This window comes from Bradyrhizobium sp. CCGUVB23 (assembly GCF_024199885.1).
In the GTDB taxonomy this organism is placed as follows: Bacteria; Pseudomonadota; Alphaproteobacteria; order Rhizobiales; family Xanthobacteraceae; genus Bradyrhizobium.
On record NZ_JANADQ010000001.1, the window covers coordinates 1,428,818 to 1,441,671 of the forward strand.

The 12,854-nt window shown below is 57.1% G+C and carries 12 protein-coding genes; 6 read left to right on the top strand and 6 right to left on the bottom strand.

Annotated elements, in window-relative coordinates; genetic code table 11:
* Nucleotides 1–109: 109 nt before the first annotated feature.
* Together NLN62_RS06690 and NLN62_RS06695 are read right to left on the bottom strand one after the other, a co-directional pair.
* Entirely contained in the window at nt 110–805 is a 696-nt protein-coding gene (locus NLN62_RS06690) for a glycosyltransferase family 32 protein (RefSeq protein ID WP_254108087.1), read from the bottom strand.
* A 59-nt stretch (nt 806–864) separates the two neighbouring features.
* On the bottom strand, nt 865–2,301 hold the full coding sequence (locus NLN62_RS06695; protein WP_256576081.1) for a mannose-1-phosphate guanylyltransferase/mannose-6-phosphate isomerase: 1,437 nt from the start codon (nt 2,299–2,301) through the stop codon (nt 865–867).
* A 213-nt stretch (nt 2,302–2,514) separates the two neighbouring features.
* Here NLN62_RS06695 and NLN62_RS06700 point away from each other — a divergent pair, with 213 nt between their 5' ends.
* Both NLN62_RS06700 and NLN62_RS06705 read left to right on the top strand, forming a co-directional pair.
* Nucleotides 2,515–3,732, top strand: a complete 1,218-nt coding sequence (locus tag NLN62_RS06700) for a glycosyltransferase family 4 protein (RefSeq protein ID WP_254108089.1) — start codon at nt 2,515–2,517, stop codon at nt 3,730–3,732.
* On the top strand, nt 3,729–4,712 hold the full coding sequence (locus NLN62_RS06705) for an NAD-dependent epimerase/dehydratase family protein (RefSeq protein ID WP_254108092.1): 984 nt from the start codon (nt 3,729–3,731) through the stop codon (nt 4,710–4,712). The genes NLN62_RS06700 and NLN62_RS06705 overlap by 4 nt, the downstream gene beginning before the upstream one ends.
* A 69-nt stretch (nt 4,713–4,781) precedes the next feature.
* Here NLN62_RS06705 and NLN62_RS06710 read toward each other — a convergent pair whose 3' ends face one another.
* Nucleotides 4,782–5,423 (bottom strand): hypothetical protein, encoded by a 642-nt coding sequence (locus tag NLN62_RS06710; protein ID WP_254108094.1) that lies wholly within the window; start codon nt 5,421–5,423, stop codon nt 4,782–4,784.
* 192 nt (nt 5,424–5,615) lie between these two features.
* On the opposite strand from NLN62_RS06710, the gene NLN62_RS52910 reads away from it, so the two are divergent.
* From NLN62_RS52910 to NLN62_RS06720, 3 genes are all read left to right on the top strand, one after another.
* A complete protein-coding gene (locus NLN62_RS52910) occupies nt 5,616–5,747 on the top strand; it encodes a hypothetical protein (protein WP_256575891.1) in 132 nt (43 codons plus the stop codon).
* A gap of 91 nt (nt 5,748–5,838) precedes the next feature.
* Nucleotides 5,839–7,020, top strand: a complete 1,182-nt coding sequence (locus tag NLN62_RS06715; RefSeq protein ID WP_254108095.1) for a glycosyltransferase — start codon at nt 5,839–5,841, stop codon at nt 7,018–7,020.
* 1 nt (nt 7,021) lies between these two features.
* Nucleotides 7,022–7,723 (top strand): class I SAM-dependent methyltransferase, encoded by a 702-nt coding sequence (locus NLN62_RS06720; RefSeq protein ID WP_254108096.1) that lies wholly within the window; start codon nt 7,022–7,024, stop codon nt 7,721–7,723.
* Between the two features lie 46 nt (nt 7,724–7,769).
* Here NLN62_RS06720 and NLN62_RS06725 read toward each other — a convergent pair whose 3' ends face one another.
* The 3 genes from NLN62_RS06725 to NLN62_RS06735 form a co-directional block, all read right to left on the bottom strand.
* On the bottom strand, nt 7,770–8,513 hold the full coding sequence (locus NLN62_RS06725; RefSeq protein ID WP_371932925.1) for a class I SAM-dependent methyltransferase: 744 nt from the start codon (nt 8,511–8,513) through the stop codon (nt 7,770–7,772).
* Between the two features lie 58 nt (nt 8,514–8,571).
* A complete protein-coding gene (locus tag NLN62_RS06730; protein ID WP_254108097.1) occupies nt 8,572–10,017 on the bottom strand; it encodes an MOP flippase family protein in 1,446 nt (481 codons plus the stop codon).
* Between the two features lie 402 nt (nt 10,018–10,419).
* On the bottom strand, nt 10,420–11,292 hold the full coding sequence (locus tag NLN62_RS06735) for a glycosyltransferase family 2 protein (protein ID WP_254108098.1): 873 nt from the start codon (nt 11,290–11,292) through the stop codon (nt 10,420–10,422).
* 168 nt (nt 11,293–11,460) lie between these two features.
* Between NLN62_RS06735 and NLN62_RS06740 the strand changes: the two genes are divergently transcribed.
* Nucleotides 11,461–12,798: a family 16 glycosylhydrolase gene (locus tag NLN62_RS06740; RefSeq protein ID WP_254108099.1), complete on the top strand. Its 1,338-nt coding sequence runs from the start codon at nt 11,461–11,463 to the stop codon at nt 12,796–12,798.
* Nucleotides 12,799–12,854 lie beyond the last annotated feature (56 nt).

Genomic DNA, 12,854 nt, shown 5'->3' on the forward strand with positions numbered 1-12,854 from the left:
GCGAGTCTTGCGATCGCGCCGCCTCTTGAAGAGACCCATAGCGTTCGCTTTCAGATGGCGAAAGAAGCGTACCTCGGCGTTTCAGAGACCAGGAAGCGCCCGTGATCATCTATTTTGGGATGAGCTTGCGAACCATGCGCTTCCAAAGCGGCTTGGGCGGACGCCAAGCACCGACGCAATGGTGTATCGCATGAGTTTCTTCCCTGGAGAAAGGACCGGTTCGATGGGTGAGAACAACGGGTGGATAGAGATGAAAATCGTCCCTCAAATGCTGTTCTTCCACCCGATATTGAAAGCCGAAGCCATCGGCCGCGACCTGGGCCAAAATTCTGCTGACGATCGTGCGATCCTGCGTACCGTCTGACTTGATAAAGGAACGAGTATCGTAGCGTTCGACGCAAGCCTTGACCCAAGGGTGGTTTGGCTCAGCGCCCAGGATAGCGCCTTCAACCGCTATTTCGCTAATCTCGGGCCAGTGCTCGATCGACGAGAACGCGCGATGTCTGAGGAAGCCATCGAAGGGCTTGAAGACCTCGACGTCAGAGTCAAGATAGACTCCTCCTTCTAGCGCTAGCGCCTTAAGTCGGATGTAGTCCGATGCGAAGGCCCAAGCTCGAGCGGAAAGGGCCTCGCGCACAAATCTCGCATCGAAGGACGCTACTTTTTCCATGTTCCACCGGACGATCTCATAGTCCGGCATGTGGCGTCGCCAGCTCTCAATACAGCGTCTGTTGAGTTCTGGGAACTCATCATCGCTCAGCCAGATATAATGTATACGACGGGGAATGCGTTCGGAAGATGGCATCGATAATCAGACCTACGTTTGCGTATCCGCAACCGCCAAGAGGCGTTCGTCGCGTGGTGTCATGTTCTTTGATAGTCGTCTTCAATCCGGATGATATCGTCTTCTCCGAGATAGCTGCCAGTCTGCACCTCGATCAGTTCCAGCATGATTTTACCGGGGTTCTCCATCCGGTGCACCGCGCCCATCGGGATGTAGATCGACTCGTTCTCGTGCACCGTCTTGACGGTCTCGTTCACGGTGACCCGGGCCGCGCCGCGGACCACGATCCAGTGCTCGGCGCGATGGTGATGCTTCTGGAGCGACAACCGCCCGCCCGGCTTCACCACGATGCGCTTGACCTGGTGGCGTTCGCCGTTGTCGACCGACTGATAGCTGCCCCACGGGCGATTCACCTTGAGGTGCTCCTCGGTGACCTTCGGGGCCACCGCCTTCAGCCTCGTCACGAGGCGCTTGAGGCCATTGGCATCCTTCTGGCGCGAGACCAGCACGGCGTCGGCGGTCGCCACCACGACGAGATCGTCGACGCCTTCGAGCGCAACCAGCGCAGAATCGGTCGTGACGTTGCAATTGCGCGAGTCCTCGAACACGGCAGTGCCGTGCGCGGCATTGCCCTGCGCGTCCTTCTCCGAGAGCTCCCACACCGCAAGCCAGGAGCCGACATCGGACCAGCCGCACGACACGGGAACGACCGCGGCGCGCGCGGTCTTTTCCATCACCGCATAGTCGATCGAGATCGCCTTGGCTGAAGCGAACGCCTTCGGCTCGAGCGTGACGAAGCCCAGATCGCGGCCGGCGTTACTGACGGCCTCGGAAACCGCCTGCACGCTCGTCGCATCGACCTTGCGATATTCGTCGAGCAGCACGGTAGCCGGGAACATGAAGTTGCCGCTGTTCCAGAGATAGCCCGAATTGACGTAGTCGGCCGCCTTCACTGCGTCCGGCTTCTCGACGAATTTCGTGACCGCGCGCACCTCGCCCGCAACCACGTCGCCGGGGTTGATGTAGCCATATTCGGTCGCCGGCCGTTCCGGCTTGACGCCGAAGGTGACGATGCACCCTTCGCCCGCGGCAACCAGGCCCTGCCGGCACGCCGCGACGAAGGCCGCATTGTCGCGCACCACGTGATCGGCGGCGAGCGCCAGCACGATCGCCTTGTTGTCGCGGCTCTGCGCGAACGCGGCGCCGGCCGCAATCGCCGGGCCAGAGTCACGCCGCATCGGCTCCAAGAGCACATCGGCCTCGACGCCGATCTCGGCAAGCTGCTCCAGCACCATGAAGCGATAGGCCGCATTGGTGATGACGATCGGACGATCGAACAGCGCGCCGTCGGAGACGCGCAAGAGCGTGTCCTGGAACGTCGAGCGCGTACCGAACAGCGGCAAAAACTGTTTGGGGCGCACCTCGCGCGAAGCCGGCCACAGCCGCGTGCCGGCGCCGCCGCACATGATCAGCGGAATAATGCGTTTACCCGAACAAGCGGGATCGCACGAAGACAAATCAGCCACAAACCATTCTCCGTAACTCGACTGCACGGCCTAGATGACCAGCAAGTACTATTCCAACTACTCGAATAGCGTAAAACGCTCACAACGTTAACGGTTAAGGCACTGAAAGATGGACAACCCGCACAGATTGAGGCATGGGTTCGCCTCAATGACATGTGTTCGCCTCAATGACAGACGAATTTTGGGCGATCGACAGGTGCCAATTTGAAGATTCTAGTCCACGATTATGCTGGCCATCCCTTCCAGGTCGATCTGAGCCGCGAGCTCGCTTCGCGAGGGCACCAGGTTACTCACGCTTATTTTCATGGCGACCACGGCCCCAAGGGGCGCCTCCACCGCTCCTCCTCTGACCCGGTCGGCCTGTCCTTCGAGGGCGTGAGCCTGCCGCGCCCGTATGACAAAGCTTCCTTCGTAAAACGCCGGTTTGACGATGTCGCCTATGGCAAGGCCGTCGCACACCTGATTTTGTCGCTTAGGCCTGACCTTGTCATTTCTGGAAATACCCCCACCGAAGCCCAATCGACAATCGTCAAGGTATCCCGCAAGAGCGGTGCATCCTTCGTGTTCTGGGTTCAGGATTTCTACAGCATCGCCGTTTCAAAGTTGCTGCGAAAGAAGATGGGTGCCGTGGGAGCAGCGATCGGCGGCTACTACCGTTTCCTGGAACGGGGGCAGTTTGCCAGTTCTGACGCCATCGTTGTGATCACCGATTCTTTTGCTGACGTTGCAAAAAACTGGGTCAGCTGCGAGGACAAGATCTTTACGATCGAGAACTGGGGCGCGCTGAACGAGATCACGCCCCATCCGAAGCACAATGATTGGGCACAACGCCACGGTCTCGCTGATACTTTCAACTTCCTTTATTCCGGCACGCTTGCGCTGAAACACAATCCTCAATTGCTTGTCGATCTCGCCAAAGAAGTGAAAGGGCGCGCCAACGTCGTTGTTGTAAGCCAGGGTGTAGGCGTCACGGACCTTGAGCGCGCCAAGCAAGAGCATTCGATCGACAACCTCATTCTGTTGCCGCTACAGCCCTTCGCCGATCTGCCCAAGGTGCTTGCAACTTCGGATGTAACAGTGGCAACCATCGAGCCGGATGCAGGCATGTTTTCGGTTCCTTCCAAGGTGCAGTCATATTTCTGCGCCCAGCGTCCGGTATTGCTGGCGGCGCCAGCCGAAAATCTTGCCTCCCAGGTGGTCCGCAAGAACGGAGCTGGTCTTGTGGTCGATCCGACCGACAAGGCAGGTTTCTTGCGCTCCGCGCTTCAGCTCATGGAGGATGATGCCTTGCGCGCCGGGGCAGCGGAAAGTGGTAGGAAATTTGCTTTGAGCAATTACGACATTGCGCGGGTGACTGATCGTTTTGAAAAAGTATTTCAATATGCTATCCGCGCGAGAGATGCGAGAAAGGGAACTTCATGACTAAGACTGCCCTGGTTTGCGGCGCAGGTGGGTTTATTGGCGGGCACCTGGTGAAACGGCTTAAGCGCGAAGGCTTCTGGGTCCGTGGCGTCGACCTGAAATTTCCGCCATTTGCCGAGACTGAGGCCGACGATTTCGCCGTAGGCGATCTCCGCGACCAGTATTTCTGCCGCCAGATCACGGACCGCAGGTTCGACGAGGTGTATCAGCTTGCCGCCGACATGGGCGGAGCTGGCTATATTTTCACCGGCGATCATGATGCCGACGTGATGCACAATTCGGCGACCATTAATCTGAACATGCTCGATGCCTGCCAGAAGCGGAACGTGCGCGGCATGTTCTATTCGTCTTCGGCCTGCATGTATCCCGAACACAACCAGATGGATCCCAACAATCCGAACTGTGCCGAAGATTCCGCCTATCCGGCGAACCCGGACAGTGAGTATGGCTGGGAGAAGCTGTTCTCGGAGCGCCTCTACCTCGCCTACAACCGCAACTACGGCATGCGCAACCGCGTCGCGCGCTACCACAACATCTTCGGGCCCGAGGGCACCTGGGATGGCGGCAAGGAGAAGGCGCCGGCCGCGGTCTGCCGCAAGGTCGCGCAGGCAACGAATGGCGGTGAGATCGAGATCTGGGGCGATGGCACGCAGACCCGCTCTTTCCTGTACATCGAGGAGTGCCTGGAGGGCACGATCCGCCTGACCCGATCCGATTTCGAAGGCCCCGTCAACGTCGGGTCGGAAGAGATGGTCACCATCAATCACCTCGTCGACATCGTGGCCGACATCGCCGGCAAAAGGCTCCACAAGAACCATATCCCGGGCCCGCTCGGCGTGCGCGGCCGCAATTCGGACAACCGGCTGATCGGGCAGAAGCTCGGCTGGAAGCCTTCCGCAAGCCTGCGCTCAGGCCTCGAGAAGACCTACGAGTGGATCGAGCGGCAGGTCCACCGCAACACCAAGAAGGCGGCGGCCTAAGCTGATGCTGGACCGATCCGCTTGGCTTGGTCCAGCATCCTTTCATGCTGCCACAGAGGCGCCGGATCCTCAGTAGAAGGCAGCGCCCAAATAGTCGCCACCGGCAATAATGATCTGCGTCTTGTTGGACACAACGCCTCCAACCTGAAATGGGATTTTTCTTGCCGCCAAACTGGCCTGTATTGCGCTTGCCAGTAGCGTCTCGCCCTCCCGCTCAGCGTCGTCAACAACGATGATGAAGCCGGACGGATTGATCCAGTCGATGAGCTCGACGGCGGCAAGGCGGGAAAACCGGTTCTCCACGGTTGCGGCAGGAGGACCGTCGATCACGAGAAGCTCAACGCTGCTCTTCGTCAACGGCGAAAAATCATAACCGGTGGTCTGCATACCTTGGACTTGCTTCGGAACGAGGTGCGTCCTGACAACATCGTGAGAGACCAACTGAGAAACCCGATAGGCCCAACCCTGATCGTGCTCTAGCGTCCTCACGCGAGATTTCAGCACGCCCTTCCTGACCAGCAGATCAAACAGAATAGACGTCTGGCCCGCCCCAAGCTCAAGCACTTCCTTGATTGGATAATCGAGCGCCGCTCTCAAGAGAACGTACAAGAGTCCATAGTTTGCGGCAGAACCAACGGGATAGAACCTGACGCCATCCGCGCTGATGGATGAAAGATCGCGCTCAAAGATGTGCTGATAGACGGTTTCCATGCTGGACCCGCGGGCTCCCGCGTTGAGCCTGCGAATGATCTCTTTGAGACGCGCCCTCAGTGCCATTCGCCCCCCCAAAAACCTTGCACTGCGGCCCGCATATCCGCAACGATATCGCAATCAGCGACCGTAGTGGCAGCATAGACCGCTGCGTCGACCACGACAAGCAACGCAAGCGGCAGGATCTGACGAGTGATCGTTTATCTCGACGCTCTTGAGTTTGTTGCCGCGCAAATGCGTTCTACCAGCATTCTGCAGGACGAAAGAGTGAGCTGGACGGAACAGACGGCACGTTCGCGAGTTTTCATCGCGGCAGCGGGCTGACCCTAACGTCGAGAGAGCCGATGGCCGACGCGTCAAATTGCGAGACGTCGGCCCTCCGCGCTTCGGCCGGAGTCAACCAGGTTAACTGGACATGCCATCGCAAAAGACCGTTCTTGTCTATCGCAACGAACTCCTGCCCATTTCGGAAACCTTCATCAAGGAGCAGTTGCTAGCCCTCCGACAGTGGCGACCCGTGCTGGTCGGGCGCCGAATTCTCGAACAACTACCGTTAGATAATCTTGATGTCCGTATTGTCGGTCCACAGAAGTCGACCTTGCCGACCAAGTTGTCGTGGAAGTTCCGAAGAGCCCTCGGCCTCGTTCCGACCAGAGCTATCAACGAACTGAAAGCTGAGGATCCACTCCTCGTTCACGCGCATTTCGGGATGGACGCGCTCGACGCTTGGCCTATTGCACGCGCACTTAGGGTTCCAATGCTCGTGTCGCTCCATGGTTACGACATCAACACTCATCGCGAGTGGTGGGAAGCCGGTCATGGAGGAACCCGTATGCGCCTTTACCCGCGACGCGTCCTGAGCCTCGCCCAACAACCTGCGGTTAGCTTTGTTGCCGTTTCCAACGCGCTGCGGCGACGCGCGATCGAATACGGCATCCCTGCCAAGAAAATTGCCGTTAGCTACATTGGAATCAACACCCGTACGTTCCGCACGGGCACTGTCCCGATTTCGCAGCGGCCCTTAAGAGTCGTATTCGTAGGCCGTCTGGTCGAGAAGAAGGGCTGCGACATTCTCATCGAGGCAATGTCGCATGTCCAGCAGGTAGTAACGGCAGCGCAACTGACGGTGATTGGCGACGGCCCTCTGCGGCACGATCTGGAGAGCTTGGCTACTCGGAAAAATGTCCCGGCGACGTTCCGCGGGGCGCAATCGAGTGCCTACGTCAAGCGCGAGCTAGACGCATCGCGCGTGCTGTGTCTGCCGAGCATTACAGCAAGCAATGGCGATGCAGAAGGGTTCGGGCTCGTACTGCTTGAGGCCCAGGCATCGGGGGTTCCTGTCGTGACGTCGGCCCTCGGTGGAGCAACCGAAGGAATCAGTGAACGCATCACGGGATTTTCGTTCGCTGAACGAGATATCGAGGGACTGGCCCGCATCTTGATCAACGTTCTGACGAATGACGCGATGCTTCGTCAAATGGCCGATAACGGTCCGAGCTATGTCGCAACGCATTTTGATTTGGCCCGCTGCACTGACGAGCTCGAATTGTTGTATGATAAGATCTCTTCTGACGATCTCGGGGATCGAAGGAACTAATGTGACATACAGCCTCGAAACACTGCGAAGAACAATCGGCCGGTTGCCGGTTTTGGGCCCGATGGCAAGACAGCTATACCGCGCTATCGTCCCAAACAGGTTCTCATCTGCGGAATACTGGGAACAGCGCTACGCGCACGGCGGGAATTCTGGAGCGGGTTCGTACGGCCGACTTGCACAATTCAAGGCCGAGACGATCAATAAGTTTGTGAAAGGCCGCGAAATACGAACCATCATTGAGTTCGGCTCGGGTGATGGGGCTCAACTGGAGCTCGCCCGTTATCCAACTTATACGGGAGTCGATGTTTCTGCGAGCGCAATCGAACTGTGCAAGACGAAATTCAAGAACGATCCCACAAAGCAATTTTTGCTGGCCTCGAGTGGCGATGCCAGCAAGGCTCGCGCAGAATTGGCCATGTCCCTCGATGTGATCTACCATCTAATCGAGGATACGGTGTATGACGCATATATGAAAAGTCTGGTGTCAGCGGCCGAGAAGTACATCTGCATCTACAGCAGCAACTACGTCAGACTGGCTCCTGCCACGCATGTCCGCCACCGTGTCTTTACTGAATGGATCGCAGCCAACGCCCCGACATGGAAATTGATTCTGAAGGTAGACAATCCGTTCCCGAGAGACCCTGAAAATCCTGACCAAACGTCGTGGGCCGATTTCTATTTCTACGAGAGGCTGCAGAGCTAGAGAGCCGATAAGCCGCGCGCTGACTGATCAACGGCAAATGCGCCAATCAGTTCGGCCGCTGGGCAACCATGAAATAGCCTAGCGGAAATTGGCTTGAGGTTTTTTTGGCCAATTTTTCACCCAGTCGGGTGCCTGTGAACCACCAGGCGACGGCTTGCACACTTCGAGCAGCGGGGACCCCGCCAAGCGGCAGTCTCAAGATATTCTTGGAAGTAATATCGAACAGGATCTCCACCGCACCCCCAATCGGCTCCAGACAAAGAATTTGCATACCAGAATCCGCCATAAAATAGCGCAAGGCAAATTCGGTATATCGATAGAAGTCATGCGGGATCTCATGCAGTGGATAGTAGAACGGCACGTTCATGATCAGTTTGCCGCCTGGCGCCAATAGTCGAGATATCTCCCGACAGAGATTGAGTGGCGTCGGAATATGCTCAAGAACATCCGATAGAATAATGGTGTCGAACGATTGGTCAGGAAAGTCGATAGGTTTTGTGAGATCTGCTTCCTTGTCTAGGTGGGGTGTGTCGTGCAGGCTGTTGCCCCAGTCCACGCACGTCACTTCGTTGACCCGGCTCCTGTACGTTCCATAAAGTGGAACTTTGCCACAGCCTAGATCGAGCAATCGGCCAGAAGCGTGCAATGCCAAAGCCTCGAAATACCTTGTTGCGACAAGATTGGCTATGAGTCTCGAGCCAACACTAACTTCAGCAGGATTCCTAGAACTTAAGAGTTGCCCGCCTAGTAGAACGTATTTGGTCTCTTTCCAATTCTCGGCATTGCGCAATTCGTCACCTGCGTCGTTCAGAGATGCGCCCTCAGTCGATACGCTCTCCCCAGAATACTCAGGTTTTCTTGAGTACTGCGGCTCTCATATCCGCAACGATATCGCGAGCAGCTAGGATCATGGTGGCAGCATAGATCGCTGCGCCGACCACAACAAGCGATGCGAGCTGCGCGATTTGATGCCATGATCCTGGCAAAATGAAGTTCTCAATCGAGATGATCAGGGCCACCATCACAATCGCTGCCAGCAAAGGACGACACAGGCTTACCGCGACGTCAGAGAGTCGCAGATTGACCTGGATCACCGTGTAATGAAGGTAGATCAGTGACGTCAGAAGGTTGGCAAAGAAGTATGCCCTCGCAACACCTGCTCCACCCTGCGACAACCCCAATACGAAGCTTGTCACGAAGATGAGCGAACACACGAACCCAAGATTTCGCATCAGTCGCGTCTTTCCAGTTGCAATCAACACTGTACCGGTCGTCGACACGATGGACTGAAGGAGGCCCGTCGGCGCCAGCCAAGCAACGATATCCGATGCAGCCCGCCATTTCTCACCCAAGACGACGACGACGAACGACTCGCGGACGGACCAAAGCCCCAACATCAGAGGAGCAGTGACAACGAAAATAAATTGCAGCAATCTAAGATATTGCCGGCCGATCAACGCAGTATTTTGCTGGTGCCCGCTGAAGATCGGCAGGAAGGCTCGCGTGAGGACGAACGTCAGGTTTTGAAGCGGGAACAGCATGATCCGGTACGCAATGGTGTAGTACCCAAGCTGCACCGGTCCGAGATATCGACCGATCAGAATTCCATCGGCATTGCGCGAGAAATAGTTGATGACGTTAAAAGCAACGAGATTGCCGCTAAAACCAAGGACGTCGACAATCTCCACCTTGCTCCATTGCACACGTGGCCTCCACCTCGAAACCAGCCAGAACAGTACCGTGGAAAGCGTCGTTCCTATCAGCGTCTGAAACACAAGACTGATCGCGCCGACCCCTGACATGGCGGCGGCAATCGCCACAGCCGCCCCGCAAGTCGACGAAGAGACTTCGATGATCGCAACCATCTTGAAGCGGCTGCTCCGCTCGAGCAGCGCGAGATGTGGCGCGCCCGAAGCTCCTATCGGGAAAGCCAGGGACAAGATAACCAACAAAGGCTGCACAGCAGAGTCGTGAAATGCCGCCGCCACAAGAGGCGACGTCGCCGCAATAATGCCGCCTACTGCGCAGCCGAACATCATGTTGCACCAAAAGACGGTGCTCAGAAGCTTGTCGCTCAACTGCTCTCTCTGAATGATGGCAGCCGACATTCCCATGTCGCGAAAGATTGTCGCGAAGTTGGTAATGATGGTTGCCATGGCCAACAAGCCGAAGTCCGACGTTGGCAACAGCCGGGCCAGAACCGTAACGCTAATTAACTGAATCCCGGCGCGCCCGATCTGGGACACCGCTGTCCAATGGACATTGGAAAGAGCAGAACCTTGCTTTCTCGACATCGCGCCTGACTTATGGGAGAGACTGGTTACGAAGAGCGGGCCTCAGTACCACGCCCCTTCATCGACGCGAATACCCCAGCCGCGAGAATACCTGCTACGCGCGGGCCTGAAAATTGGTGCGCACCACCGCTGGGCGCCTGTGATGCGCGCCCTTCCTGTGCCGCAACATCAACGATGCGACGTCAGAGGATTGGCCGCGGGTGCAGGCGGCAGCGATCTTGCCATAGCCGCGCAGACTACAGCGTCGGTCGGCTCATGAAAACCTCCGCTCTGGGCCTTGACCGCCGCCATATGAACCACATGTGATAGACCGGATGCGACTCGGAAGCCGTCCACAAGCTCTACTTCAATCAAGCGCCCGCGGTTCTGCTGGGCTTTGCGTGAGAGCAGTTAGAGCGCGCGCTAGCTGCGCACCAGTTTCGGTATTCGCTTCAATATCCATGACATGGATTGGCGATCTCTGAGGCCCAACTTGAGGGCGAGCGCAAGAGCTGACAGAGGTTCGCCCTTCACGTGTCGTCGAAACGCCTCCCGAAAATATAGGGCGGCCGCCGCATCCGAAGCCATCAAGTTGCCCGCAACCCGAAGCCACGTCAATGTCGGCTCGATCGACTTCAGTCGCGTGACCCGCGTGGGATCTTCCTCGCTCCACCACGCAGCCAGCGGTTCGTGCCAGTAAAGAAATTCAGCTCCCCCCCTTACAAGACGAAGCCCAAAATCCTGGTCTTGGTGCTTCTTCAGTCTCTCATCAAACCGAACAGCCTTCGCGAGCTGAGTGGGCAGCAGCAGAGTCGAAGACAAGAACCCGTAGCAGTGAACCAGGAAGTACCTGCTGATATCCTCTCCCTGGTGAGGTGGACGAGCGTTCGTCGGTCGACCGTCCCAACCTCCTCCGTCAAACAACGCATTTGCGCAGGCAAAGTAGCTCCCGGAAGTTCGACCTCCAATCTGAGACAGCTGTATCGCCAGTTTGTTGGGAAACCATCGATCATCGGCATCAAGAAGGGCGACCAGGTCGCCGCGGGCTGCATCAATCCCCGTATTGCGGGCTACATTGCCTCCGCGATTGCGTTCGTGACGGATAACACGAACGCAAGGATCGATGTCCGTGAGCCAAGTCACGTCCGGCAAATCGCTCGAGCCATCATCTACGATGATAATTTCGAGAGGCTTCGGGTTCTGAGCGAGCGCACTTCGAATAGCCCCTTCTAGCCTATCGGCGCGGTTATAGGTCGGTATCACGACCGAAACCGTCATTGAATCGTGCAGGTTCACAGAGATACACCTCGCGGCAGAATGTGAATGTCGGCGCGACGGGCGCCAGGTCGCAAGATTGAAGCGCAGAGGGGGGAACTAGGCTCCAATCAAGGCTTTAGCTTACGAGAAATCGATTGTCGTTTCACTATCAGTTTGAGATAAAGTTTACAAACGAGGGCATCGAGCATGTACCAGCGCTTAGTAAAGTTTCTCTCGGCCGCAGCAGTGATCTTGGCGATTGCACCGATCGCGCCCGCGAAATCCGCGGGATGGGAGCTGGTTTTCTCGGATGAATTTAATGGCAATCAGCTCGATCGTAACAAATGGGCCACACGTTTCATCTACAACAACGAAACACTGGACCACTTCAATGACGAGATCCAGCGCTACCGCGATACACAGATTACGGTCTCCGATGGCATTCTGGATCTGACCGCCGAAAAGAAGCCGGGAGCAAGCCTGTTCGACTCGGGGCTGATCCGCAGCCATCGGACTTTCTATTATGGTTACTATGAAGCACGTGTGTTTCTTCCGTCTGGTAAAGGCATCTGGCCCGCATTCTGGCTCGAAGCCGACTACGATCAGGACGGAAGAACGTGGCATCCTCCGGAAATCGACATTTTTGAGTACGTCATAAACGGAGTCGAAGATAAGCCGAACATGCTGCACTCCAATGTTGCAGGGCGTGGCGATTACGTGTTCACCGACCCTTCGTTTCAGACCAAATTTGCTGAAATGATGGGCAAGGAGAACCTCAACGAAGGTTGGCATGTCGTCGGCATGGCCTGGCAACCGGATCGGGTCACCTTGTTCTGGGATGGCCGTCGGATCTACACGAAAACGTATCAGTGGCTTCGGAGAGATGGCCAGCTCGGCCCCCCTGCGCACATCGATTTCAATTTCGCTGTCGGCGGCGGATGGGCTGGCCGCCACGGGATCGACGAGAGCGCATTTCCTCAGAAACTCAGGGTGGACTATGTTCGCGTGTGTCAATTCACTTCGTCCGACAAGGGCAAGCGTCAGTGCGGGCCGGGCGAAATGACGCCGGATCCGCAGGAGTTCGGCTATGCCGAAGCGCCAAATGACATGCCCAAGCCGGAGTTTCTGAAAATGGATCATGTCGGCGATGTCCGGGCGATCTCCGGCACCGCGGCATTGCCGATAACCGGTAATCGCTTGGACCTGACCGTGCCGATAAGGTTTCCGGAGCAATATCCGTCGGAACGAACGCTGCGCGTGTCCCTCATGGATGAAGCGACCGGAGCGACGGCGACTTTTGCGAGCCAGAAACTTGAGCTTGCATCGATTGCCAAACGCCCCGATGGCACGGCTGCCATCGACGTATCGCTGCCCGCCCTGCAACGGCCCGGCCGCTTCCGCCTGGACGCAGCTCTCATTGCGGAGTCAGTTGACGCAAAAGGCGCCAAGCAAACGCTGCCAGCACCAGCCTCCTGCTCGACCGACTTGCGGCAACCCGTCAAGGCTCGGAGCTGCCAGCTCTTGCGTCTGGACGTCCAGCGTTGAAATTTCAGTCTCGCGATCGCCGCGGCCCAGGCCGTCGGATGCAAGAAGCGGGCACG

Excerpts from the sequence above, each read along its gene's own strand:
- NLN62_RS06730 (WP_254108097.1), bottom strand. The coding sequence starts at position 10,017 with ATGTCGAGAAAGCAAGGTTCTGCTCTTTCCAATGTCCATTGGACAGCG.
- NLN62_RS06690 (WP_254108087.1), bottom strand. The coding sequence starts at position 805 with ATGCCATCTTCCGAACGCATTCCCCGTCGTATACATTATATCTGGCTG.
- NLN62_RS06740 (WP_254108099.1), top strand. The coding sequence starts at position 11,461 with ATGTACCAGCGCTTAGTAAAGTTTCTCTCGGCCGCAGCAGTGATCTTG.
- NLN62_RS06715 (WP_254108095.1), top strand. The coding sequence starts at position 5,839 with ATGCCATCGCAAAAGACCGTTCTTGTCTATCGCAACGAACTCCTGCCC.
- NLN62_RS06705 (WP_254108092.1), top strand. The coding sequence starts at position 3,729 with ATGACTAAGACTGCCCTGGTTTGCGGCGCAGGTGGGTTTATTGGCGGG.
- NLN62_RS06710 (WP_254108094.1), bottom strand. The coding sequence starts at position 5,423 with ATGGAAACCGTCTATCAGCACATCTTTGAGCGCGATCTTTCATCCATC.